This window comes from Mycobacterium sp. 2-64, assembly GCF_035918375.1.
GTDB lineage: Bacteria > Actinomycetota > Actinomycetes > Mycobacteriales > Mycobacteriaceae > Mycobacterium > Mycobacterium intracellulare.
The window spans coordinates 4358556-4381028 of the sequence record NZ_CP142361.1 but is presented as its reverse complement, the minus strand read 5'-3'; the positions used below and the strand labels follow the sequence as shown (position 1 = coordinate 4381028).

Below are 22473 nucleotides of genomic sequence, written 5' to 3'. Positions count from 1 at the left end.
GGAAATTCGGCGCCGGGCGTGGTCTCGGCGCCCGGCGCTAGCCCCGTCCGCGGGCGCGGACGCCACGCTTGTCACTCCTGTCACTCCCGTCGCTCCTCCGGGAGATGTTGCAAGTGCCCACCTCCGAGCGACAAAGGGGCGCCGCGCGGAAAGCGCGGCGCGGTGCGGACGCCGAGGCGCCGAGCGGACGGCGAGGCGCGGTGCGGACGCCGAGGCGCGGTGCGGACGGCGAGGCGCGGTGCAGACGGGGTTGCGCGCCGGCCGACGCCGGGATTGCGCGCCGGCCGACGCCGGGATTGCGCGCCGGGCGCGGTAAGGGTGCGCACCGGGTGTCGCCGGGTCCGCCCGCCGGGTTGGGCGCCGGGCGGCCGCGGTTGTCGCTCGGAGGTGGGCAAAAGGCCCATCCCCTCGGCCAGGGACACCTGGGGCCAGCGTGGCCCATGTGACTTCAGAGGGGGAATTGCGTCTTCGTGAGCTGCTCGGACAGCGCCCACAGCTCGGCGGCCATGGCCGCGTCCTTGGCCCGCCGGCTCCGCCCCACCGGTTGGGTGCGGCCCAGATAGCCGAATCGCGGGCCGACGAAGGTGTCGCCGGGCAAATCCTGCGACGCCGCGTACAGGGTCTGCCGCGCGCCGAAATCGGCGTCGGTGGCGACCACCCGGGTCGCGGCCGACATCAGCGCGTCACCCAACTTGCGGCCCGAGGCGCCCTGCAGGTTGGTGTGCGAGTAGCCGGGATGGACCGCGATCGCGCGCAGCGGGGATCCGGCCGCGGCCAGGCGTCGCTGCAACTCGCTGGTGAACAGCAGATTGGCGAGCTTGGACTGGCTGTAGGCCAGCCACGGCGAGTACCGGCGCGCCTGCCAGTTCAGGTCGTCGAGCCTGATGCGTCCGGGCCAGTGCGCCATCGACGACACGGTCACCACCCGGTCGCTCAGCTTGGGCAGCAGCAGGTTCGTGAGTGCGAAATGGCCCAGGTGGTTGGTGCCGATCTGGCTCTCGAAGCCGTCGACGGTCAAGGAGAACGGGGCCGCCATGATGCCGGCGTTGTTGATCAGCACGTCGGCGGTGCCCACCCCGTCGGCGAACCGGCGCACCGACGACAGGTCCTGTAGGTCGAGTTCACGCACCTCGACCTGGCCGGCCATGGTCCGGGCGGCGGTCTCGCCCTTGCGGATGTCGCGCACGGCCATGACGATCGTGGCCCCGCGGCGCGCCAGTTCGCGTGCGGTCACGGCGCCCAACCCGCTGTTGGCACCGGTGATGATGACGGTTCGTTCGGCGAACGACGGAAGGTCTGCGGCGGTCCAGTTCGTCATGGCTGAACAGTACCGACATCGAACGCCAGCGGCAGGGTCGTCGGTCCGGTGATGCCGCTGATGGCTTTCCACGGTGCCGGTCCGGTGCGGCGGGGGTTGGGCATGCGTCGGGTGATCACCCGCAGTGCCTCGGTCAATTCGAGGCGCGCGAGGTGGGCGCCGAGGCAAAAGTGCACGCCGCCACCGAAGGTGAGCATCGCCGGCGGGTCTTCACGCGTGATGTCGACGCGGTCGGGCCGGTCGTACACGCTCGCGTCGCGGTTGGCCGCGGCGGTATTGGCGAGCACCAGGGTGCCGGCGGGAATGCACACCCCGGCCAGCTCGACGTCTTCGACGGTTTCCCGGATGGTGCCGAAAACGATTGGGTAGTAACGCATCAGCTCGTGAACCGCGTTGGCGGCCAGCTCGGGATGCTGGGCGAGCAGCGCCCACTGATCGGGCTGGTCGGCCAACACCTGCACCGCCGCGGCGAGCTGGTTGCGGGTGGTGTCGGTTCCGGCACCGAGCAGCGTCGCGCACAGCATGAGCAGTTCGTCGTGGGTGAGCCGGTCTCCATCGTCTTCGCTCCGGATGAGCTCCGAAATCAGGTCGTCGGACAGCGACGCGCGCCGCCGCGCGATCAACTCCTCGAGGTAGGCGTCGAGTTGATCCCACGCGGCCAGGATCGCCGGGCCGTCTTCGGCGACGTTCCAATCGAAGATCTTCTTGATGTCATCGGTCCAGTCGCTGAACAGGTGCCAATCCTCCGGCGGCGCACCCAGCAACGCGCAGATGACCGGCGTCGGGTAGCGGCGAGCGATGTCGGCGACGACGTCGCAGTGCCCCGCCCCGGCGAGCGGGTCGACCAGGCCGTCGATGATCTGGATGACGAGGGCGCGCAGCCGCTCCGCGCCCCGCGGTGCGAAGGCCTTCGACACCAGGCGGCGCAGCCGGTGATGTGCGGCGCCGTCGAGTCCGAGGATGTTGCTGATGGCCCTGTCCCACAGCGGGCCGGAGGTAACGCCTTGCAGGCCGAGCCCGAGGCCGTGCGCGGTGACGAATCGGCTGTCGCGCAACACCGTCCGGACCAGCTCGTAACTCAACACCTCCGGTCCGTGCGGGCCGACGGCGATCGGTGACAGCTCGCGGGCGTCGTCGATGACGCGGTGCGCCGCGTCGGGATCGGTGAGGTGATCATAGGCAATGACGGGTAGGCCGGCGTCGAAAACGTTCGGGCATCCGCTGATGAGAGTGGTCATGGCAGTCGACTATCCGGCGCCGCGCTGCAAAGACCATCCGCCCTGGCGCGTAGATCTACGGCCCGGGGGTCGTAGATCCGCGCGCCGCGCGAAGGCGATCTGCGCGTATTGGCCGATGTTTTGCCTAGTCGGCGGAGGCGATGCTGACTAACATGAGCCAACATGCGGAAATACCGTCGCTAACCTGGGACGATTTGGGCGTGGTCGAGTTGCTGCCGACCGGAACGGTGACGTTGCTGCTGGCCGATGTCGAGGGCTCGACGCGGCTGTGGGAAACGCGACCCGAGGAGATGACGGCCGCGCTGGTCCAGCTGAACAAGACGGTGAACGAAGCGATCGCCTCGCACGACGGGGTGCGCCCGCTCGAACAGGGCGAGGGCGACAGCTTTGTGGCCGCCTTCGCGCGGGCGTCCGACGCGGTGGCATGTGCGCTGGAGTTGCAGCGGGCCCCGCTGGCCCCGATCCGGCTGCGCATCGGAATCCACACCGGCGAGATCCAGCTGCGCGACGACGCCAACTACGCCGGCCCGACGATCAATCGCACCGCGCGGCTGCGCGACTTGGCGCATGGTGGCCAGACCGTGTTGTCCGGGGTGACCGAATCGCTGGTCGTCGACCGCCTTCCCGAGGACGTCTGGCTGGCCGATCTGGGCAGCCATCCCTTGCGGGACCTCCCGCGTCCCGAACGGGTCGTGCAGGTGTGTCATCCGGACCTGCGCAACGAGTTCCCGCCGCTGCGCGTCCGCACAGCTGTTGTGGCGCAGAACCTTCCCGCCCAGTTGACGAGCTTTGTCGGCCGCCAAGCGCAACTGGGCGAATTGCGGGACATCGTCACCGCCAACCGGCTGGTGACGCTGACCGGAGCCGGCGGCGCGGGAAAGACCAGGCTGGCCGTCGAAAGCGCCGCACGAGTGGCCGCGGACTTCTCCGATGGGGTCTGGTACGTCGACCTCGCGCCGATCACCATCCCGGAAGTGGCGCCGGTGACCGTCGCCCGCACGCTGGGACTGCCCGATCAACCGGGCCGCTCCACCATGGATCTGCTCGTTCGGTTCTTCGGCGACAAGAAGATCTTGCTGCTGCTCGACAACTGTGAGCACCTGCTTGACGCGTGCGGCGCGATGGCCATCGAATTGCTGGCGGCCTGCCCACAATTGACGATCCTGGCCACCAGCCGCGAGCCGCTGGGCTTGCCCGGGGAGCTGAGCTGGCGGGTTCCGTCGCTGTCCCTTGCCGACGAGGCCATCGAATTGTTCACCGACCGGGCGCGGCGTGCCCGTCCCGAATTCGTTGTGACAGAGGAAAACCGGGCACTGCTCGAGCAGATCTGCGAGCGTCTGGACGGCATGCCATTGGCGATCGAGCTCGCCGCCGCGCGGGTTCGGGCGCTGTCGTTGCATCAGATCGTGGACAGCCTGCATGACCGGTTCCGGTTGCTCACCGGGGGTGCGCGCACCGCGGTGCGGCGCCAGCAGACGCTGCGAGCGTCGGTGGATTGGTCGCACGCGCTACTGACAGAACCGGAGCAGGTGCTGTTTCGGCGGCTGGCCGCGTTCGCCGGCGGTTTCGACCTGGATGCTGCCCAAGCCGTCGGCGCCGACAGCGATGTCGAAAGCTACCAGCTGCTGGATCAATTGAGCTTGCTGGTCGACAAATCTCTCGTCGTCGCCGACGACACCGCCGACGGGATGCGCTACCGCTTGCTGGAGACGGTGCGCCAGTACGCCCAGGAAAAGCTCGGCGAATCCGGTGAGGCCGACGAGGTTCGCACGCGCCACCGCGACTACTACACGGCCAGGGCCATTGACTTTGAGTCACATGGGTTGAGTGGCCTTGAGGCGCTGTTGAATTGGGCACAGAGCGAAATCGACAACCTGCGAGCCGCCTACAGCTGGAGCCTGGAGAAATCCGAGCCGGAGATTGCGCTGGAGCTGGTGTCCGCGGTACAGCAGGTCTGGATCCGCTGCGGGCGGTTCCGGGAAGGACTGGCGGGGTTCGACGCGCTCTTGACCGACGAAACGCGATCGCACGTCACGCCCGCGGCCTGGGTGCGCGGGGTCGCCTATCACGGTGTGCTGTGCGCGTGGGCGGGGGCCCGCGGGGATGTGGACCGTTCCCGCGAGGCGTTGGCGATCGCTCGTGAGCTCGACGTCCCGGCGTTGCTCGCCCTGGCCCTGGTCGGGCGGGGGGCATTGGCACTCTACGAGGTCGACAAACTGGAGTCCTACGTTGACGAGGCCATCGACCTGGTTCGTGCGATCGATGATCGGTGGAGTCTGTGTCAGACTCTTGCCTATCTGGCGGTGACGAATTGCTATGCAGGTGAACCAATTCCGATGCGGGCGGCGGCGGAAGAAGGACGTGAACTTGCCGACGCGCTCGGCGACCGGTTCTTCTCCCGGAACTGTCGGACGTGGTTGGGTCTCGCGCTGTGCATGCAGGGCAATCTCACCGAGGCGCAAGACGTCCTGCATGCGTTGGCCGAGGAAGCAGAGGCTGCCCGCGATCTGCCGATGACGGTCTTCGGTCAAGTGGGCTATGGACAGGTGCTCGCCTTCCAGGGGCGGGCGGCCACCTTGTTAACCTCGGCGCGATCCGCCTTCAATGCCGCCGAGGCGATGGGTGGACTCTACGGAGACACCATGTATGCGATGTTTGCGCATGCGGCCCTGATTACCGGCGATGGCGCGGGCGCACGGCAGGCCGCCGAAGAGGCGTGGCGGCATACGGTTCCGGCGCGCGAGCTCTACGCGAGGTGTTTCAATCCGATGGCCGAGGCCGCGCTGGCATGCGGTGACGTCGCCGCCGCCCGCCGTTGGGTCGATGACACCGTCGCGATCGTCCCGGGTTGGCACCAAATGGGTGCGCGAACGGTGCGGGCGCACATCGCGTTAGCCCAAGGCGATCTCGACCAGGCCGAGCGCGACGCACACGAAGCCCTCGTGATCGCCGCCCGCACCCAGGGATATCTGCGGGTGGCCGACGCGTTGGAATGCCTCGTCCGATTGGCTGCCGGCGTCGGCACCCATTTATACGGGGCCCGCCTGCTCGGCGCGTCCGCCGCGATCCGCGAGCGCATGGGTCATGCCCGCTTTGCGTTGTATCGGGAGGGCTACGACTCGGCAGTGGCGGCCATACGAGAAGGATTGGGGCAGAATGCCTTTGACGCCGCCTGGGCGGAAGGGGCCGCGCTATCCACCGAAGAGGCGATCGCCTACGCGCAACGCGGGCGTGGCGAACGCAAACGCCCGAGTAGCGGCTGGGAATCGCTGACGCCCATGGAGAACGATGTGGTACGCCTGGTCCGTGAAGGCCTGGGCAACAAGGAGATCGGCGCGCGGCTTTTCATCTCGCCGCGCACCGTCCAGACGCACCTCACCCACGTCTACTCGAAGCTCGGCCTGACATCCCGGGTCCAGCTGGTGCAGGAAGCGGGCCGTCGCTCCTGAATTTACTTCGCCGCGACGACGAATCCGCGGATGATCGTGTCGATGTCCGTCGACTCCGCGGCGGCCTGGTTGGCCATGCTGGTGATGGTCAGCTGCACCAGGTAGCGCTTGTGGTCCGGCGGCGGCCCGGTGGGGATGACGATGCGGTTCCAACTGTGTAGCCGCATGCCGTCGAGGTCGTAGCTGCCCTGGATCATCGACGACGGGAAGCCGTTGTACGGCGTGCCCGAGGCGTCCAGCTGCTTGAAGTTCTCGAACAGGCGCGCATCGTCGTTGCCGTGCTTGATGACTTCGGCCGGGTCGAAATCCCCGTTCAGCTGGAAGACCACCAGCCGCGCCGTCGGAAATTTACCGCCCTTGGAGATGATCAAGGTTTGCGGTGTGATGTTGGGACTGGTGAACGGCGCCCAGCCCTGCGGCGTCGGGATCGAGATCGTCAGGCCGGGAACGGATTCCGGTGCCACGGGTTGGCCGGTCACCCCGATGCTTTGCAGATACTGCGACAGGGGGACCGGCTTTGCCGTCGGCGTGGTGGTAGAGGTCGTCGGCGTCTTCGACAAGATCGATTGATAGTCAGGAGCTTTCGGGGCGCAGCCGGCGGCCGACACGGCCAGTGCAACTATCGCGGCACCGGCCGCGCAGCTGCCGAACCGATTCACAGAATCTCGCGGACCGCGTCGATCGGGCGGGCCAGCCGAGTGCCCTTCGTCGTGACGACGAAGGGTCGTTCGATCAGGATCGGGTGTTCGACCATGGCGTCGAGCAATTGCTCATCGGTCGCGTCGGCGAGATTGAGCTCCTCATACAGCGATTCACGCTTGCGCACCGCCGTACGCACGTCGATGCCGGCGTCGCGAATCATCTTCACCAGCTCGGCACGCGACGGCGGGTTCTTCAGGTACTCGACGACTTCGGGCTCAAGGCCGCTGTCGCGCAACAGGTCCAGCGTCTTGCGGGAGGTGCTGCAGCGGGGGTTGTGGTAGATGACGGTGTCGGCCATTTAGGCGTCCCCGTCGAACAGCCCTGTGACCGAGCCGTTTTCGAACACGGCACGGATGGTGCTGGCCAGCAGTGGCGCGATGGACAGGACCGTCAGCTGCGGGAAACGCTTCTCCTCACCGATCGGCAAGGTGTTCGTCACGATCACCTCCCGGGCGCCGCAGCCGGCCAGCCGCTCGGCCGCCGGGTCGGAGAGCACACCGTGCGTCGCGGCGATCACCACGTCGGCCGCGCCGTCGTCGTGCAGCAGCTTGACCGCGCCGGCGATGGTGCCACCCGTGTCGATCATGTCGTCGATCAAGACGCAGGTGCGTCCCGCCACCTCACCGACGACGCGGTTGGACACCACCTGGTTGGGCACCCGCGGGTCGCGGGTCTTGTGGATGAACGCCAGCGGGACACCGCCCAGGGCGTCGGCCCATTTCTCGGCGATGCGCACCCGGCCGGAGTCGGGGGAGACGACCACCATGTTGCCGTCGGGGTAGTTGTCCCGGATGTAGCCGGTGAGCAGGTTCTGCCCGCGCATGTGATCGACGGGCCCGTCGAAGAAGCCCTGGATCTGATCGGTGTGCAGGTCGACGGTCACGATCCGGTCGGCGCCGGCGGTCTTGAGCAGGTCGGCGACCAGGCGCGCCGAGATCGGTTCGCGGCCGCGGTGCTTCTTGTCTTGGCGGGCGTAGGGGTAGAACGGCATGACGGCGGTGATCCGCTTGGCGCTGCCCCGCTTGAGCGCGTCGATCATGATGAGCTGTTCCATCAGCCAGTTGTTCACCGGCGCCGGCGCCGACTGCAACACGAAGGCGTCGCACCCGCGGACCGATTCGTGGAACCGGACGAAGATCTCGCCGTTGGCGAACTCGCGCGCGGTCTGCGCGGTGACGTGGACGTCGAGCTCCTTGGCCACCTGCTCGGCCAGCTCGGGGTGCGCCCGACCGGAGAAGAGCATCAAATTTTTGCGGTTATCGGTCCAGTCGTGGCTCACCGTGCTGCCCTTGCCGTTCGGATCCCAATGGAAGTGCCCATCGTACGAAGCGAATCGTACGGAAATGTGGCCGGGTTGCCAGCTACCGACGTCACGATGTCTGTTCGGTTTCTGCGGCGGGCGGCTGGCCGGTGGCCTTTTCGGCGGCCTCGGCCGCTTGCGCGGCGGCGCTGCCGGGGCGCTTGCGGTGCACCCAGCCCTCGATGTTGCGTTGCGGACCTGCGGAGACCGCCAGCGTTCCCGGCGGGACGTCGTTGCGCACCACGGTGCCCGCGCCGGTGTAGGCGCCGTCGCCGACCGTCACCGGAGCCACGAACATGGTGTCCGACCCGGTGCGGACGTGCGAACCGATGGTGGTCCGCCGCTTGGATTCGCCGTCGTAGTTGACGAACACGCTGGACGCGCCGATGTTGCTGTGCTCGCCGATGTCGGCGTCCCCGACATAGGTCAGGTGCGGCACTTTGGAGCCGGTGCCGATGGTGGAGTTCTTGGTCTCGACGAACGCGCCCAGCTTGCCGTCGTCGCCCAGCACGGTGCCGGGCCGCAGGTAGGTGAACGGGCCGACGGTGGCCCCGGCGCCGATGGACGACGAGGTGCCGTGGGTCCGCACCACCGAGGCGCCGTCGCCGACGCTGACGTCGGTCAGGGTGGTGTCCGGGCCAACGACGCAGTGCCCGCCGACCTGGGTGCGGCCCAGCAGCTGAGTCCCGGGGTGGATCACGGTGTCGCGGCCGATCGTCACGTCGACGTCGATCCAGGTGGTGGCCGGGTCGACGATGGTGACGCCGGCCATCTGGTGGGCGGCGACGATGCGCCGGTTGAGCTCGGCGCCCAGCTGCGCGAGCTGGACCCGGTTGTTGACGCCGGCCACCAGCGCGCTGTCGTCGACGTGGCGGGCGTGGATCGCCAGGCCGTCGCCGCGCAGGATGGCGATGACGTCGGTCAGATACAGCTCCTGCTGGGCGTTGTTGGAGCTCAACCGGTTCAGCGCCGAGCGCAACGCCGCGATGTCGAAGGCGTAGACGCCGGCGTTGACCTCGCGGATCTCGCGCTGGGATTCGGTGGCGTCGGCGTGCTCCACGATCGCCGTGACCTGGTTGTCCTGGGTGCGCAGGATGCGGCCGTAGCCGCTGGGGTCGCTCAACGTCGTGGTCAGCACCGTGGCCGCGGCCGGCGCCGCGCTATGGGCGGCGATGAGGTCGGCGAGGGTGTCGGCGTCCAGCAGCGGGGTGTCGCCCGAGGTGACGACGACCACCCCGGCGTAGTCCTCGGGCAGCGCGGACAGGCCGCACAGGACGGCGTCGCCGGTGCCCCGCGGCCGGTCCTGCAGGGCCACGTCGATGGGGCGTCCGAGGGCGTCGGCCCAGTCGGCGACGAGCGGGGCGATGCGCTCGTGATCGTGGCCCAGCACCACGGCCAGGTGCTGCGGCGCCACCTTGGCGATCGCGTGCAGGAGGTGGGACAGCATGCTGCGCCCGCCGATGGTGTGCAGCACCTTCGGGGTGTCCGACCGCATCCGGGTGCCGGGCCCGGCCGCGAGCACCACGACCGCGGTATCACCAGGAGACGACATCAACCCTCCTTTTCGGGTTCGTCCCGCGCGGGCTGCGCGCGGAAGCGCCGACACGCCGTCAAGCGTGTCACCTCATCTGCGGTGAAGGCAAAAAATCGAGCCGCGGGAGACCCGCGCTCGATTCGGAGGAAGCTCCGTCGCCAGGACTCGAACCTGAACTATCTGAACCAAAATCAGAGGTGCTGCCGATTACACCACGACGGATCGCCAAGAAGACTTTAGTCGGCTTAGTCGGATGACGATGCGGGGCGCTTGCGGCCCGAGGAGGAATCCGACAATCCGGGCCTAGTCGGATGACGATGCGGGGCGCTGGTCGCCCACCGAACCGCCCACCGCCCGATACGCTGATTGACGTGGCCGTGCTGGACCCCCAAACGCAAAAGGAACCGGACAAGGAGGTTCGGGCGCCGCGCGCGCGGATGACCGGCACCGAACGTCGCCAACAACTCATCGGCATCGCGCGTTCGCTGTTCGCCGAGCGCGGGTATGAAGGCACCTCGATCGAGGAGATCGCGCTGCGGGCCAACGTGTCCAAGCCGGTCGTCTACGAGCATTTCGGGGGCAAAGAGGGCCTCTATGCCGTCGTCGTCGACCGGGAGATGTCGGCGCTGCTGGACGGCATCACCTCGTCGCTGACCAACAACCGCTCCCGGGTGCGGGTCGAGCGGGTCGCCCTTGCCCTGCTCACCTACGTCGAAGAGCGCACCGACGGCTTCCGGATCATGATCCGCGACTCACCGGCCGCGATCAGCTCGGGCACCTACTCGAGCCTGCTCAACGACGCCGTCAACCAGGTCAGCTCCATCCTGGCCGGTGATTTCTCCCGTCGCGGCCTGGATCCGGGGCTGGCTCCTCTCTACGCCCAGGCGCTGGTGGGCTCGGTGTCGATGACCGCGCAGTGGTGGCTCGACACCCGCGAGCCCAAGAAGGAAGTGGTGGCCGCGCACCTGGTCAACCTCATGTGGAACGGGCTGATCGGGCTGGAGGCCGACCCCCGCCTGCAGGACGAGTAGACCGCGACGGGCTACCCGCAGTCGCGCGCCATCAGGTCGGCGACGGTCTCGCGGCGAACCAGTTCGCGGGCCCGGCCATCCTTGACGGCCACCAGCGACGGCCTGCCGACCATGTTGTAGTTGGACGCCATGCTGTGGTGGTAGGCGCCGGTGCACGCCACGGCCAGCAGGTCGCCGGGGCGCAGATCCGCCGGCAACTCGATGTCGCGGGCGATCTCGTCGCCCGATTCACAGTGCCGGCCGGCCACGGTGACGGTCTGCTTGAGCCCCAGCGGATGCCGGTTGGCCAGCGCGACGGCGTACTGCGCGCCGTACAGCGCCACCCGCGGGTTATCGCTCATGCCGCCGTCGACGGCGACGAAGGTGCGACCGCCGAATTGCGTCTTCACCGAGCGCACCCGATACAGGGTCACGCCGGCGCGGCCGCTGATGGCCCGGCCCGGTTCCACCACGATCTGCGGGCGGGGGAACTGCTCGGCGGCGCAGGCCTCGTCGAGGGCGTCCTCGATCGCCGCGGCCAGCTCGTCGAGATCCAGCTCGCGGTCGCCGGGAACGTACGGGATCGCATGTCCGCCACCGATGTTCAGCTCGGTGAGGATGACGCCGTGCCGGGCCCGGATGTCGGCCATCGCGGCGATCATCCGCCGAATGGCCTCGCCGTACAGGGCGGCGTCGCTGACCTGCGAGCCGATGTGGCAGTGCAGGCCGACCAGGTCGAGGATGGGGTGCGCCAGCACGCGGGCCACCGCGTCGGCGGCGTGGTCGCCGGCGAGCGTGAAGCCGAACTTCTGGTCGCTGACGCCGGTGGTGACGGCGCGGTGCCCGTGGATGTCGATGTCGGGCGTCACCCGGATGAGCACCCGCTGGCGCCGCCGCGCCAGGCCGGCGAGGTAGGCGATCTCCATGCAGGAGTCCAGCACGATGCGCCCCACCCCGGCGCGCACGGCGTCGCGCAGCTCGTCGGGCGATTTCGCGTTGCCGTGCATGACGAGGCGGGCCGGGTCCACGCCGCCGGCCAGGGCCGTGGCCAGTTCACCGGCCGAGCAGACGTCGACGCCGAGGCCCTCGTCGCGGGCCCAGCCTGCCACCGCGGTGCTCAGCAGCGACTTGCCGGCGTAGACGACCTCGACCCCGCGCAGGGTCCGGCGATAGCGGCGGGCGCGATGCCGGAAGTCGGCTTCGTCGATCACGTAGGCCGGGGTGTTGAACTCGTCGGCGATATCGGCCAACGCCACACCGCCGACGCACAGCCTGCCCTCCTCGTCGGGATGGGCGGTGAGGGGCCAGATCGCCGGGTCGAAGCGCGGCGGAGCCGCGTGGCCGAGCGACGGCAGAATGTCCAGCAATGTCATGAATCCAACGTGCGCCCGCGGGCGCACGCGTAGAGCTTTCTTGACGATCCCTTGACGACGCCGAGCCCGATATTGACGCGGATCGGCTTGTCCGGCGGTCCCCCGCCCGGCGACGGCGAGCGCCGCGTCGGCGGGAGGAAGGAGCCGGGCAAGCCGCCCTAGAATGGAATTCATCATGACCGCACCGGGGGCTGCTCGCCCAGAAACCCCGATCGCGGGGCTCGTTGAATTGGCGCTCACCGCGCCGACCTTCCAGCAGCTGATCGACAGCGCGGCCGCGTCGCCGGCCGAACTGCACCTGGTGGGTCCAGCCAGCGCACGGTTGTTCGTGGCCAGCGCGCTGGCGCGGTTGGGTCCTTTGCTGGTAGTCACCGCGACCGGGCGCGAAGCCGACGACCTGACCGCTGAACTGCGCGGCGTCTTCGGCGATGCCGTCGCGGTCTTCCCGTCCTGGGAGACGCTGCCGCACGAGCGGCTCTCGCCCGGCGTCGACACCGTCGGCGCCCGCCTGACCGTGCTGCGGCGCCTGGCCCACCCCGACGACGCGCGTCTGGGCCCTCCCCTTCAGGTCGTGGTCACCGCGGCCCGCTCGCTGCTGCAGCCGATGACACCGCAGCTCGGCCTAATCGAGCCGGTCACATTGAGCGTCGGTGCGGAAGTCGAATTCGAGGGCGTGATCGCCCGGCTGGTCGAACTGGCCTACACCCGGGTCGACATGGTGGGCCGGCGCGGCGAGTTCGCCGTGCGCGGCGGGATTCTCGACGTCTTCCCGCCGACGGCCGAGCACCCGGTGCGCATCGAGTTCTGGGGTGACGAGGTCAGCGAGATGCGCATGTTCTCCGTCGCCGATCAGCGTTCGATCCCGGAGATCGAGGTCGACACCCTGATCGCGGTGCCCTGCCGCGAGCTGCTGCTCACGGAGGAGGTGCGGCAACGGGCCGCCGAGCTGTCCGCGCGGCACCCGGCGACCGAGCCCGCGATCACGGGCAGCGTCACCGACATGCTGGCCAAGCTCGCCGAGGGCATCGCGGTCGACGGCATGGAGGCCCTGCTGCCCGTGCTGCGGCCCGGCGAGCACGTGCTGCTGACCGACCAACTGGCGCAGGGCACCCCGATCCTGTTGTGCGACCCCGAGAAGATCCGCACCCGCGCCGCCGACCTGATCAAGACCGGCAGCGAATTCCTCGAAGCCTCGTGGTCGGCGGCCGCCATGGGCACGGACGCCCCCGTCGATGTCGCGCAATTCGGCGGATCGGGATTCGCCGAGCTGGATGACGTGCGGGCCGCGGCCGCCAAAGGCGGGCATCCGTGGTGGACGTTGAGCCAGTTGTCCGACGAGTCGGCCGTCGAGCTGGACATCCGGGCGGCGCCCTCGGCGCGCGGCCATCAGCACGACATCGACGGCATCTTCGCGATGCTGCGCGCGCACGTCACCACCGGCGGCTACGCCGTCGTCGTCGCCCCCGGCGCCGGCACCGCGCACCGCGTGGTGGAACGGCTCGCCGAATGCGACACCCCGGCCGCCATGCTGGAATCCGGGGCCGCAGGCCAAGTTCGACCTAAAAAGGGGATAGTCGGCGTGCTCAAGGGCCCGCTGCACGACGGCGTCATCATCCCCGGCGCCACGCTGGTGGTGATCACCGAGACCGACCTCACGGGCAGCCGGGTCGCCGCCGTCGAGGGCAAGCGCCTGGCGGCCAAGCGGCGCAACACCGTTGACCCGTTGGCGCTGACCGCCGGTGATCTCGTCGTGCACGATCAGCACGGCATCGGCCGGTTCGTCGAGATGGTCGAGCGCACCGTCGGCGGCGCCCGGCGCGAGTATTTGGTGCTGGAGTACGCGTCCAGCAAGAACCGTGGTGGCGCGGCCAAAAATACAGACAAGCTTTATGTCCCAATGGATTCGCTGGATCAGCTGTCGCGGTACGTCGGCGGGCAGGCGCCGGCGCTGAGCAAGCTCGGCGGCAGCGACTGGGCGAACACCAAGACGAAGGCGCGCCGCGCGGTGCGCGAGATCGCCGGCGAGCTGGTGTCCCTGTACGCCAAGCGGCAGGCGAGCCCCGGGCACGCGTTCGGCCCGGACACCCCGTGGCAGGCCGAGATGGAAGATGCGTTCGGGTACACCGAGACCGTCGACCAGCTGACCGCGATCACCGAGGTCAAGGGGGACATGGAAAAGCCGATCCCGATGGACCGGGTGATCTGCGGCGACGTGGGCTACGGCAAGACCGAGATCGCGGTGCGGGCGGCGTTCAAGGCGGTCCAGGACGGCAAGCAGGTGGCCGTGCTGGTGCCCACCACGCTGCTGGCCGACCAGCACCTGCAGACCTTCACCGACCGGATGACCGGGTTCCCGGTGACCGTCAAGGGCCTGTCCCGGTTCACCGACCCCGCGGAGTCCAAGGCCGTGATCGAGGGCCTGGCCGACGGGTCGGTGGACGTGGTGATCGGCACGCACCGGCTGTTGCAGACGGGGGTGCGCTGGAAGGACCTCGGCCTCGTCGTCGTCGACGAGGAGCAGCGGTTCGGCGTCGAGCACAAGGAGCACATCAAGTCACTGCGCACCCACGTCGACGTGCTGACCATGAGCGCCACCCCGATCCCGCGCACGCTGGAGATGAGCCTGGCCGGGATCCGCGAGATGTCGACGATCCTGACCCCGCCCGAGGAGCGCTACCCGGTGCTGACCTACGTCGGCCCGCACGACGACAAGCAGGTCGCGGCCGCCTTGCGCCGCGAGCTGCTGCGCGACGGGCAGGTCTTCTACGTGCACAACCGGGTCAGCTCCATCGACCGGACGGCGGCGAAGATCCGGGAGCTGGTGCCCGAGGCGCGGGTGGTCGTCGCGCACGGGCAGATGCCCGAAGAACGGCTGGAACGCACGGTGCAGGGGTTCTGGAACCGCGAATACGACATCCTGGTGTGCACCACGATCGTGGAGACCGGGCTGGACATCTCCAACGCCAACACGCTGATCGTCGAGCGCGCCGACACCTTCGGCCTGTCGCAGCTGCACCAGCTGCGCGGCCGGGTCGGCCGCAGCCGGGAGCGCGGCTACGCCTACTTTCTGTATCCGCCGCATGCGCCGCTGACCGAGACCGCCTACGACCGGCTGGCCACCATCGCGCAGAACAACGAGCTCGGCGCGGGCATGGCTGTCGCGATGAAGGACCTCGAGATCCGCGGCGCCGGAAACGTGTTGGGCGTCGAGCAGTCCGGGCACGTCGCCGGCGTCGGCTTCGACCTGTACGTCCGCCTGGTGGGCGAGGCCGTGGAGGCCTACCGCGCGGCCGCCGACGGCCACACCGTCACGACGGCCGAGGAGCCGAAGGACGTGCGCATCGACCTGCCGGTCGATGCGCACCTGCCGCCGGACTACATCGCCAGCGACCGGCTGCGGCTCGAGGCGTACCGCCGGCTGGCCGCGGCGGCCTCCGACGGCGAGATCGACGCGGTCGTGGAGGAACTCGTCGACCGCTACGGCGCGCTGCCCGAGCCGGCCCTGCGGCTGGTGGCGGTGGCCCGGCTGCGGCTGCTGTGCCGCGCCGCGGGCATCACCGAGGTGTCGGCGCCCTCGGCGGCCACCGTGCGGCTCTCGCCGATGACGCTGCCGGATTCGGCGCAGGTGCGGCTCAAGCGGATGTATCCGGCGGCGGGCTACCGCGCCACGACCTCCACCGTGCAGGTTCCCATCCCGCGCGCCGGCGGCGTCGGCGCGCCGCGGCTGCGCGATGTCGAGCTGGTGCAGATGGTGGCCAACCTGGTGACGGCATTGCAGGGCAAGGCGCAGACGGATATTGGTATAACGAGTTCACCTGCGGCGATGACGAGTGAGGGGCGCTAAATGATCCGCGCCGGCGACGATGCAGAGCGCAGCGATGAGGAGGAGCGGCGCCAATGATCGTCGTGTTGTTCGACCCCCGCCGCCCTTCGCTGGTCCCCATCGAAGCCATCGAGCATCTCGCCGGTGAGGTGCAGTACACCGAGGAGATGCCCGTCGCGGTGCCCTGGTCGTTGTCGGCGGCGCGTCCGGTGCACTCCGGTGCGGACGCGCCGGTGCTGCTGTCGTCCGACCCCGACCACCCGGCCGTGACCGCCCGCCTGGCGGCCGGGGCCCGGCTGATCTCGGCGCCCGAGACGCCGCGCGGCGAACGGCTGGTCGACGCCGTGGCCATGATGGACAAACTGCGCACCGCCGGGCCGTGGGAGAGTGAGCAAACCCACGATTCGCTGCGCAGGTTTTTGTTGGAGGAAACCTACGAGCTGCTGGACGCGGTGGGCAGCGGCAACGCCGACCAACTGCGCGACGAGCTCGGCGACGTGCTGCTGCAAGTCCTCTTCCACGCCCGCATCGCCGAGGAGGCGCCGCAGTCCTCCTTCACCATCGATGACGTCGCCGCAGCCCTGATGCGCAAACTGGGCAATCGGGTCCCGGGAGTGCTTGCCGGGCAATCGATTTCGCTCGAAGAGCAGTTGGCCCAGTGGGAAGAGCGCAAGGCGTCCGAAAAGCCGCGCAAGTCGGTGATGGACGACGTGCACACGGGGCAGCCCGCGCTGGCGCTCGCCCAGAAGGTGATTCAGCGCGCCGGCAAAGCCGGTGTGCCCGCCGACCTGATCCCCGACGAAATCACCTCGATCCGCGTGTCGGCCGATGTCGATGCCGAAAGCGCTCTGCGCACAGCGGTTCTGGACTTCGTCGACACGGTTCGCGGTGCGGAACGGGCGATCGCCACGGCGCGCCGCGGGGGAGACGTCCCCGACGAGTTCGACGTGGCCCCGCTCGGTGAAGTCTCCGAACAGGAGTGGCGCGAGCACTGGCCGACGGGTGACTCGGCCCCCAAGGGGGCCGCCACCGACGCCGTTGCCGACGAGGCCTGAGCGCGCGACGACGCCTCGCAGGCGGGCGCGCCACGGTTATTTCCCGCCCGCCGTCACCGGAGAGAGCGATCGCCGCGGTGTTTGCCGGATTTGTCCTCGGCGCGTCGGTAATATCGCGGATGAGGTTGCGAATCCCCGTGGTCGGCGTTGGTCTGACCGCGCTAGCCAAGGCGGCCAGCAGCTAATCGGTAATTAGCTGAACCCGGCACGACGCCGGTGCGCCGAGGCCCGACGCGACCGAGCGGTCCCCGAACGCATGGGACGATGGTGTGGCGGAAGTTGGTGCAGGCGAGTTTAGGGGAGCTCAGGAAAGCATGGTGTCGCCGAGGCGTTGGATGCGCGCGGCCGCCGTGATCGGCGCGACCGCGATCGTTCTGGCCTCCAGTTGCACGTGGCAACTCAGCCTGTTCATCCCCGACGGCGTGCCGCCCCCCGCCGGTGACCCGGTGCCGCCGGTGGACACGCACGCCAGCGGTCGGCCCGCGGAACAGTTGCGCGACTGGGCCCAACCACGGTCGGCGGCCTTGGAGATCCCGCTGATCGCGCTCGAGGCCTACGCGTACGCGGCCCGGGTCGCCGAAGTCGAGAACCCGAAGTGCCACATCGCCTGGACCACGCTGGCGGGCATCGGACAGGTCGAGAGCCACCACGGCACCTACCGCGGCGCCACGCTGGCCCCCAACGGGGATGTCAGCCCGCCGATCCGCGGCGTCCGACTCGACGGCAGCGGCGGGACGCTGCGCATCGTCGACACCGACGAGGACCTCACCGACGGCGACGGCGTGACGCGTGCCATGGGGCCGATGCAGTTCATCCCCGAGACGTGGCGGCTCTATGGTGTCGACGCTCACAACGACGGCCGCGTCAGCCCCGACAACATCGACGACGCCGCGCTCGCCGCGGCGGGCTACCTGTGTTGGCGCGGAAAGGATCTCGCGACGCCGCGGGGCTGGATCACCGCGCTGCGGGCCTACAACAATTCCGGGGTCTACGCGCGGGCGGTCCGGGATTGGGCGACCGCTTACGCGAAAGGTCACCCGCTATAGCAGGATGTATCGCTGACCCAGGCCTTACGCGAACAAGGAGAACCCCAGTGCCGATTATCGAGCAGGTCGGGGCCCGCGAGATCCTCGATTCCCGCGGCAACCCGACAGTCGAGGTCGAGATTGCCCTGATCGACGGGACCTTTGCCCGCGCGGCGGTGCCGTCGGGCGCGTCGACGGGCGAGCACGAGGCCGTCGAATTGCGGGACGGTGGCGAGCGCTACGCCGGCAAGGGTGTGCAGAAGGCCGTGCAGGCGGTGCTGGACGAGATCGGCCCGGCGGTGATCGGCCTCAACGCCGACGATCAGCGGCTGGTCGACCAGGCGCTGCTGGACCTGGACGGCACGCCCGACAAGTCGAGGCTGGGCGGCAACGCGATCCTGGGTGTGTCGCTGGCCGTGGCCAAGGCGGCCGCCGATTCCGCCGAGTTGCCGCTCTTCCGCTACCTCGGCGGCCCGAACGCGCACATCCTGCCGGTGCCGATGATGAACATCCTCAACGGCGGCGCGCACGCCGACACCGCCGTCGACATCCAGGAGTTCATGGTGGCGCCGATCGGTGCGCCCAGCTTCGCCGAGGCGCTGCGCTGGGGCGCCGAGGTGTATCACTCGCTGAAATCGGTGCTCAAGAAGGAGGGCTTGAGCACGGGCCTGGGCGACGAGGGCGGCTTCGCCCCCGACGTGGCGGGCACCACGGCCGCCCTGGACCTGATCAGCCGGGCCATCGACTCGGCCGGCTTCAAACTCGGCGCCGACGTGGCGCTGGCCCTCGACGCGGCGGCCACCGAGTTCTTCACCGACGGGACGGGTTACAAATTCGAGGGCAGCACCCGCACCGCGGAGCAGATGACCGAGTTCTACGCCGGGCTGCTCGGGTCTTATCCGCTGGTGTCCATCGAAGACCCACTGTCGGAAGACGATTGGGATGGCTGGGCGACCCTGACCGCGGCCATCGGCGACCGGCTGCAGATCGTCGGCGACGACATCTTCGTCACCAATCCCGAACGCCTGGAAGAGGGTATCGACAAGGGCGTGGCAAACGCGTTGCTGGTCAAGGTGAATCAGATCGGCACGCTGACCGAGACGCTCGACGCCGTCGCGCTGGCCCATCACAGCGGCTACCGCACGATGATGAGCCATCGCAGCGGCGAGACCGAGGACACCACGATCGCCGACCTGGCGGTCGCGGTCGGCAGCGGGCAGATCAAGACCGGTGCGCCCGCCCGCAGCGAGCGCGTCGCCAAATACAACCAGCTGCTGCGGATCGAGGAGGCGCTCGGCGATGCCGCCCGTTACGCCGGCGATCTCGCCTTCCCGCGGTATACGCCGCCGGAGGCCAAATAGCTTGCCCGGCAAGCCGGATCCGAAGCGGCGTTCCCCGGCATCGCGCCCGGGGAAGGCCGGCGCTTCGGTTCGGCGCCCTCGGTCGGCCAAGCCGTCGTCGAAGCCGTCCGCGCGGACATCGCCCACGGCGAACCACGGCGGCCGCAACACCACGCAGCAAGAGCATGTCGTCGAACCCATCGCCCGGCAGGCCGCCGAATCGGTTGAGCAACGCTCCGAGCAACGGCTCGGGTTCACCGCGCGGCGCGCGGCGGTGCTGGCCGCGGTGATCTGTGTGCTGACGCTGACCATCGCCGGACCGGTGCGCACCTATTTCGCGCAGCGCACCGAGATGAATCAGCTGGCCGCCAGCGAGGCGGCGCTGCGCCGTCAGATCGCGGATTTGGAGCAGCGAAAGACCAAACTCGGTGACCCGGCCTACATTGCGGCGCAGGCCCGCGAGCGGCTCGGCTTCGTGAAGCCCGGCGACATCCCGTTCCAGGTTCAGCTTCCCCCGTCGGCGGCCGAGCCGACCCAGCCGGGGTCCCCGTCGGCGAAACCGGTCAACAACGACCCGTGGTACACGTCGCTGTGGCACACCATCGCCGACGCCCCGCACCTACCGCCGGCCGCGCCGCCTCCCGCGCCGCCTCCCGCCGAAGCCCCGGCCCCGCCGGCCGAACCGGGTCCGTCCGCGCCGAATCCCCCCGGTCCCGGTGGTTGATCGTGCCGACCTGGACGCGGTGGCCCGCCAGCTCGGGCGGGAGCCGCGCGGGGTGCTCGAAATCGCCTACCGGTGTCCCAACGGCGAACCCGGCGTGGTGAAGACCGCGCCGAAATTGCCTGACGGAACGCCGTTTCCGACGCTGTACTACCTGACACATCCGGCGCTGACGGCGGCGGCGAGCAGGCTCGAGACGACGGGATTGATGCGCGAGATGACCGAGCGACTGGGCCGCGACGCCGACCTGGCGGCCGCGTACCGGCGCGCGCACGAGTCCTATCTGGCAGAGCGTGACGCGATCGAATCGTTGGGGACGACGTTCACCGGCGGCGGGATGCCCGACCGGGTCAAGTGCTTGCACGTGCTGATCGCGCATTCGCTGGCCAAGGGGCCGGGCGTGAATCCGTTCGGCGACGAGGCGCTGGCGATCCTGGCCGGCGAGCCCGCGATGGCGGGCATTTTGGTGGAGGGCCAATGGTGAACGGCAGGCTCGCGGGAATCGACTGCGGTACCAACTCGATTCGCTTGTTGATCGCCGATGTTGAAGGGTCGGGGCGGCTGCGTGACGTGCATCGGGAGACGCGGATCGTGCGGCTCGGCCAGGGTGTCGACGCGACGGGTGAGTTCGCGGCGGAGGCGATAGCCCGCACCCGGGCCGCGTTGGCGGACTACGCCGCGCTGCTGAAAACGCATGGGGTGGAGCGGGTGCGGATGGTGGCGACCTCGGCGGCCCGCGATGTCGCCAACCGCGACGACTTCTTCGCGATGACGGCCGACGTGTTGGGCGCGGTGCTGCCCGGTGCGGTGGCCGAGGTGATCAGCGGCGCCGAGGAGGCCGAGCTGTCGTTCCGCGGCGCGGTCGGCGAATTGGACGGTGGGGCCGGACCTTTCGTCGTCGTCGACCTCGGTGGGGGCTCCACCGAAATCGTCGTGGGGGGCGAGGCGGTGGTGGCCAGCTACTCGGCCGACATCGGCTGCGTCCGGCTGACCGAGCGTTGCCTGCATTCGGACCCGCCGACGCCCGCGGAAGTGGCCGCAGCCCGGCAGGTGGTGCGCGAGCGGCTCGAGGTCGCGCTGGGCGTGGTGCCCGTCGAGGGCGCGCGGACGTGGGTCGGATTGGCCGGGACGATGACCACGCTGTCCGCGCTGGCGCACGAGTTGCCGGCGTATGACTCTGCGGCCATTCATCTTTCACGCGTCGCCGGTGCGGATCTGTTGGCGGTGTGTGAACGGCTGATCGGGATGACGCGCGCCGAGCGCGCGGCGCTGCCGCCGATGCACGCGGGGCGGGCCGACGTGATCGGCGGTGGTGCGATCGTGGTGGAGGAGTTGGCCCGCGAGTTGCGCGCCCGTGCGGGCATCGAGGAGTTGACGGTGAGCGAGCACGACATTTTGGACGGCATCGTGCTGTCGATCGCCGAATAGGCCGGGTTTAGTCACACCCGCCACATGCGCCCCTCCGGAGGAGGACATGTCAATTGCCCACCTCCGAGCGACAACTTCGGCGGTGTCGTACCCCTGTGCGACCGTCCGGGAATGAACCATGCACTCAAAGGCATCGAGCTGCGTTACGTGCTCACGATGCAGCTGGCCGTTCACGGGCCGGCAACCATCGCCGAACTGATCGAAGCCTTGAACTGGCACCGCTTCTCGGTCCGCGGCAGGCCGTCGAAGGCGATTTCGGACGCGCTGCGATGGGAGATCGGTCGTGGGCGGGTACGGCGACTAGGGCGAGGAAGGTACGGCCCCGGCTACCTGCCGCGCAGCACCGAGCATCGAATCCATCAGCGCGTGCTGGCGTTGCGCGAGGCCGCGGGTTGTCGCTCGGAGGTGGGCAATTGACATGTCCTCCTCCGGAGGGACGCGTGTGGCGGATGGGACTATGTCGACGACCGGGGCGTCATACCTCGAAGCGATAGCCCATGCCCGACTCGGTCAGCAAATGCTTGGGGTTCGACGGGTCGTCTTCGAGCTTGCGGCGCAGCTGCGCGAGATACACCCGCAGGTAATGGGTTTCGGTGGCATAGGCCGGGCCCCACACCTCCTTGAGTAGCTCCTCGCGGCCGACCAACTTGCCGCGATTGCGCACGAGTACCTCGAGCATTCCCCACTCGGTGGGGGTGAGATGGACCTCGCCGCCGTTCTTGCTGACCTTCTTGGCGGCCAAATCGACCGTGAACGACTCTGTTTCGATCACCGGCTGCTCGACTTCGGATGCTGCGGTGTTGCGGCGGACCGCCGCGCGCAGCCGGGCCAGGAACTCGTCCATCCCAAAGGGTTTGGTGACGTAATCGTCGGCGCCGGCGTCCAGCGCCTCCACTTTGTCCGACGAGTCGGTGCGCGCGGACAACACGATCACCGGTGCGGTGAGCCATCCGCGCAGACCCGCCAGGACGTCGATCCCGGAGATGTCGGGCAGGCCGAGGTCGAGGATCACCACGTCGGGCTTGTGCTCGGCGGCGGCGCGCAGCGCGCCCGCGCCGCTCGACGCGGTGACCACCTCATAGCCCCGCACGGACAGGTTGATGCGCAGCGCGCGCAGTATCTGCGGCTCGTCGTCGATCACCAATACGCGCGTCATG

At 69.1% G+C, this 22473-nt stretch carries 18 protein-coding genes and 1 tRNA gene; 10 read left to right on the top strand and 9 right to left on the bottom strand.

The features are described 5' to 3' along the window. Nucleotides 1-448: 448 nt before the first annotated feature. Both QGN31_RS20275 and QGN31_RS20270 read right to left on the bottom strand, forming a co-directional pair. Nucleotides 449-1318 (bottom strand): oxidoreductase, encoded by an 870-nt coding sequence (locus QGN31_RS20275; protein ID WP_014379330.1) that lies wholly within the window; start codon nt 1316-1318, stop codon nt 449-451. Continuing rightward, the gene (locus tag QGN31_RS20270) at nt 1315-2556 is read right to left on the bottom strand and encodes a cytochrome P450 (protein ID WP_014941372.1); all 1242 of its coding nucleotides are present in this window, start codon (nt 2554-2556) and stop codon (nt 1315-1317) included. The genes QGN31_RS20275 and QGN31_RS20270 overlap by 4 nt, the downstream gene beginning before the upstream one ends. A 140-nt stretch (nt 2557-2696) precedes the next feature. On the opposite strand from QGN31_RS20270, the gene QGN31_RS20265 reads away from it, so the two are divergent. Next, entirely contained in the window at nt 2697-6005 is a 3309-nt protein-coding gene (locus QGN31_RS20265; protein ID WP_043954506.1) for a helix-turn-helix transcriptional regulator, read from the top strand. Between the two features lie 2 nt (nt 6006-6007). Here QGN31_RS20265 and QGN31_RS20260 read toward each other — a convergent pair whose 3' ends face one another. The 5 genes from QGN31_RS20260 to QGN31_RS20240 all read right to left on the bottom strand — a co-directional run bounded on the left by QGN31_RS20260 (nt 6008) and on the right by QGN31_RS20240 (nt 9763). Continuing rightward, entirely contained in the window at nt 6008-6664 is a 657-nt protein-coding gene (locus tag QGN31_RS20260) for an LpqN/LpqT family lipoprotein (RefSeq protein ID WP_014941374.1), read from the bottom strand. After that, nucleotides 6661-7005, bottom strand: a complete 345-nt coding sequence (arsC, locus tag QGN31_RS20255; RefSeq protein WP_008254208.1) for an arsenate reductase (glutaredoxin) — start codon at nt 7003-7005, stop codon at nt 6661-6663. Before arsC ends, QGN31_RS20260 begins: the two co-directional genes overlap by 4 nt. Then, nucleotides 7006-7986: a ribose-phosphate diphosphokinase gene (locus QGN31_RS20250; protein ID WP_008254209.1), complete on the bottom strand. Its 981-nt coding sequence runs from the start codon at nt 7984-7986 to the stop codon at nt 7006-7008. 91 nt (nt 7987-8077) lie between these two features. Next, a complete protein-coding gene (gene glmU, locus QGN31_RS20245) occupies nt 8078-9559 on the bottom strand; it encodes a bifunctional UDP-N-acetylglucosamine diphosphorylase/glucosamine-1-phosphate N-acetyltransferase GlmU (RefSeq protein ID WP_008254210.1) in 1482 nt (493 codons plus the stop codon). Between the two features lie 132 nt (nt 9560-9691). Then, nucleotides 9692-9763 (bottom strand) — tRNA-Gln (locus tag QGN31_RS20240). 215 nt (nt 9764-9978) lie between these two features. On the opposite strand from QGN31_RS20240, the gene QGN31_RS20235 reads away from it, so the two are divergent. Next, nucleotides 9979-10572: a TetR/AcrR family transcriptional regulator gene (locus tag QGN31_RS20235; protein ID WP_008254212.1), complete on the top strand. Its 594-nt coding sequence runs from the start codon at nt 9979-9981 to the stop codon at nt 10570-10572. Between the two features lie 11 nt (nt 10573-10583). Here QGN31_RS20235 and lysA read toward each other — a convergent pair whose 3' ends face one another. Further along, entirely contained in the window at nt 10584-11924 is a 1341-nt protein-coding gene (lysA, locus tag QGN31_RS20230; RefSeq protein WP_014941376.1) for a diaminopimelate decarboxylase, read from the bottom strand. A 175-nt stretch (nt 11925-12099) separates the two neighbouring features. Here lysA and mfd point away from each other — a divergent pair, with 175 nt between their 5' ends. The 8 genes from mfd (at nt 12100) to QGN31_RS20190 (ending at nt 21733) form a co-directional block, all read left to right on the top strand. Next, nucleotides 12100-15768, top strand: a complete 3669-nt coding sequence (mfd, locus tag QGN31_RS20225) for a transcription-repair coupling factor (protein WP_162137757.1) — start codon at nt 12100-12102, stop codon at nt 15766-15768. A 53-nt stretch (nt 15769-15821) separates the two neighbouring features. Continuing rightward, nucleotides 15822-16802, top strand: coding sequence for a nucleoside triphosphate pyrophosphohydrolase (locus QGN31_RS20220; protein WP_014941379.1), 981 nt, complete (start codon nt 15822-15824; stop codon nt 16800-16802). A gap of 317 nt (nt 16803-17119) precedes the next feature. After that, nucleotides 17120-17848, top strand: coding sequence for a lytic transglycosylase domain-containing protein (locus QGN31_RS20215; protein ID WP_008254220.1), 729 nt, complete (start codon nt 17120-17122; stop codon nt 17846-17848). 47 nt (nt 17849-17895) lie between these two features. Next, nucleotides 17896-19188: a phosphopyruvate hydratase gene (eno, locus tag QGN31_RS20210; protein WP_008254221.1), complete on the top strand. Its 1293-nt coding sequence runs from the start codon at nt 17896-17898 to the stop codon at nt 19186-19188. Nucleotide 19189: 1 nt separating this feature from the next. Then, nucleotides 19190-19891, top strand: coding sequence for an FtsB family cell division protein (locus QGN31_RS20205; protein ID WP_014941380.1), 702 nt, complete (start codon nt 19190-19192; stop codon nt 19889-19891). Continuing rightward, nucleotides 19884-20372 carry a DUF501 domain-containing protein gene (locus tag QGN31_RS20200; protein WP_009954138.1) on the top strand — a complete coding sequence of 163 codons (489 nt, stop codon included), beginning with the start codon at nt 19884-19886 and terminating at the stop codon, nt 20370-20372. Before QGN31_RS20205 ends, QGN31_RS20200 begins: the two co-directional genes overlap by 8 nt. Continuing rightward, entirely contained in the window at nt 20366-21316 is a 951-nt protein-coding gene (locus tag QGN31_RS20195; RefSeq protein ID WP_014941381.1) for a Ppx/GppA phosphatase family protein, read from the top strand. The genes QGN31_RS20200 and QGN31_RS20195 overlap by 7 nt, the downstream gene beginning before the upstream one ends. A 111-nt stretch (nt 21317-21427) precedes the next feature. After that, nucleotides 21428-21733, top strand: coding sequence for a hypothetical protein (locus tag QGN31_RS20190; protein WP_009954136.1), 306 nt, complete (start codon nt 21428-21430; stop codon nt 21731-21733). Nucleotides 21734-21791: 58 nt separating this feature from the next. On the opposite strand, the gene QGN31_RS20185 is transcribed toward QGN31_RS20190, so the two are convergent. Next, nucleotides 21792-22472 carry a response regulator gene (locus QGN31_RS20185; protein ID WP_009954135.1) on the bottom strand — a complete coding sequence of 227 codons (681 nt, stop codon included), beginning with the start codon at nt 22470-22472 and terminating at the stop codon, nt 21792-21794. Nucleotide 22473: the final 1 nt, after the last annotated feature.

Coding starts and splice junctions, on each gene's coding strand:
- QGN31_RS20275 (WP_014379330.1), bottom strand. CDS start 1,318: ATGACGAACTGGACCGCCGCAGACCTTCCGTCGTTCGCCGAACGAACC.
- QGN31_RS20270 (WP_014941372.1), bottom strand. CDS start 2,556: ATGACCACTCTCATCAGCGGATGCCCGAACGTTTTCGACGCCGGCCTA.
- QGN31_RS20265 (WP_043954506.1), top strand. CDS start 2,697: ATGCTGACTAACATGAGCCAACATGCGGAAATACCGTCGCTAACCTGG.
- arsC (WP_008254208.1), bottom strand. CDS start 7,005: ATGGCCGACACCGTCATCTACCACAACCCCCGCTGCAGCACCTCCCGC.
- glmU (WP_008254210.1), bottom strand. CDS start 9,559: ATGTCGTCTCCTGGTGATACCGCGGTCGTGGTGCTCGCGGCCGGGCCC.
- QGN31_RS20235 (WP_008254212.1), top strand. CDS start 9,979: ATGACCGGCACCGAACGTCGCCAACAACTCATCGGCATCGCGCGTTCG.
- lysA (WP_014941376.1), bottom strand. CDS start 11,924: ATGACATTGCTGGACATTCTGCCGTCGCTCGGCCACGCGGCTCCGCCG.
- mfd (WP_162137757.1), top strand. CDS start 12,100: ATGACCGCACCGGGGGCTGCTCGCCCAGAAACCCCGATCGCGGGGCTC.
- QGN31_RS20220 (WP_014941379.1), top strand. CDS start 15,822: ATGATCGTCGTGTTGTTCGACCCCCGCCGCCCTTCGCTGGTCCCCATC.
- QGN31_RS20195 (WP_014941381.1), top strand. CDS start 20,366: ATGGTGAACGGCAGGCTCGCGGGAATCGACTGCGGTACCAACTCGATT.
- QGN31_RS20190 (WP_009954136.1), top strand. CDS start 21,428: ATGAACCATGCACTCAAAGGCATCGAGCTGCGTTACGTGCTCACGATG.
- QGN31_RS20185 (WP_009954135.1), bottom strand. CDS start 22,472: ATGACGCGCGTATTGGTGATCGACGACGAGCCGCAGATACTGCGCGCG.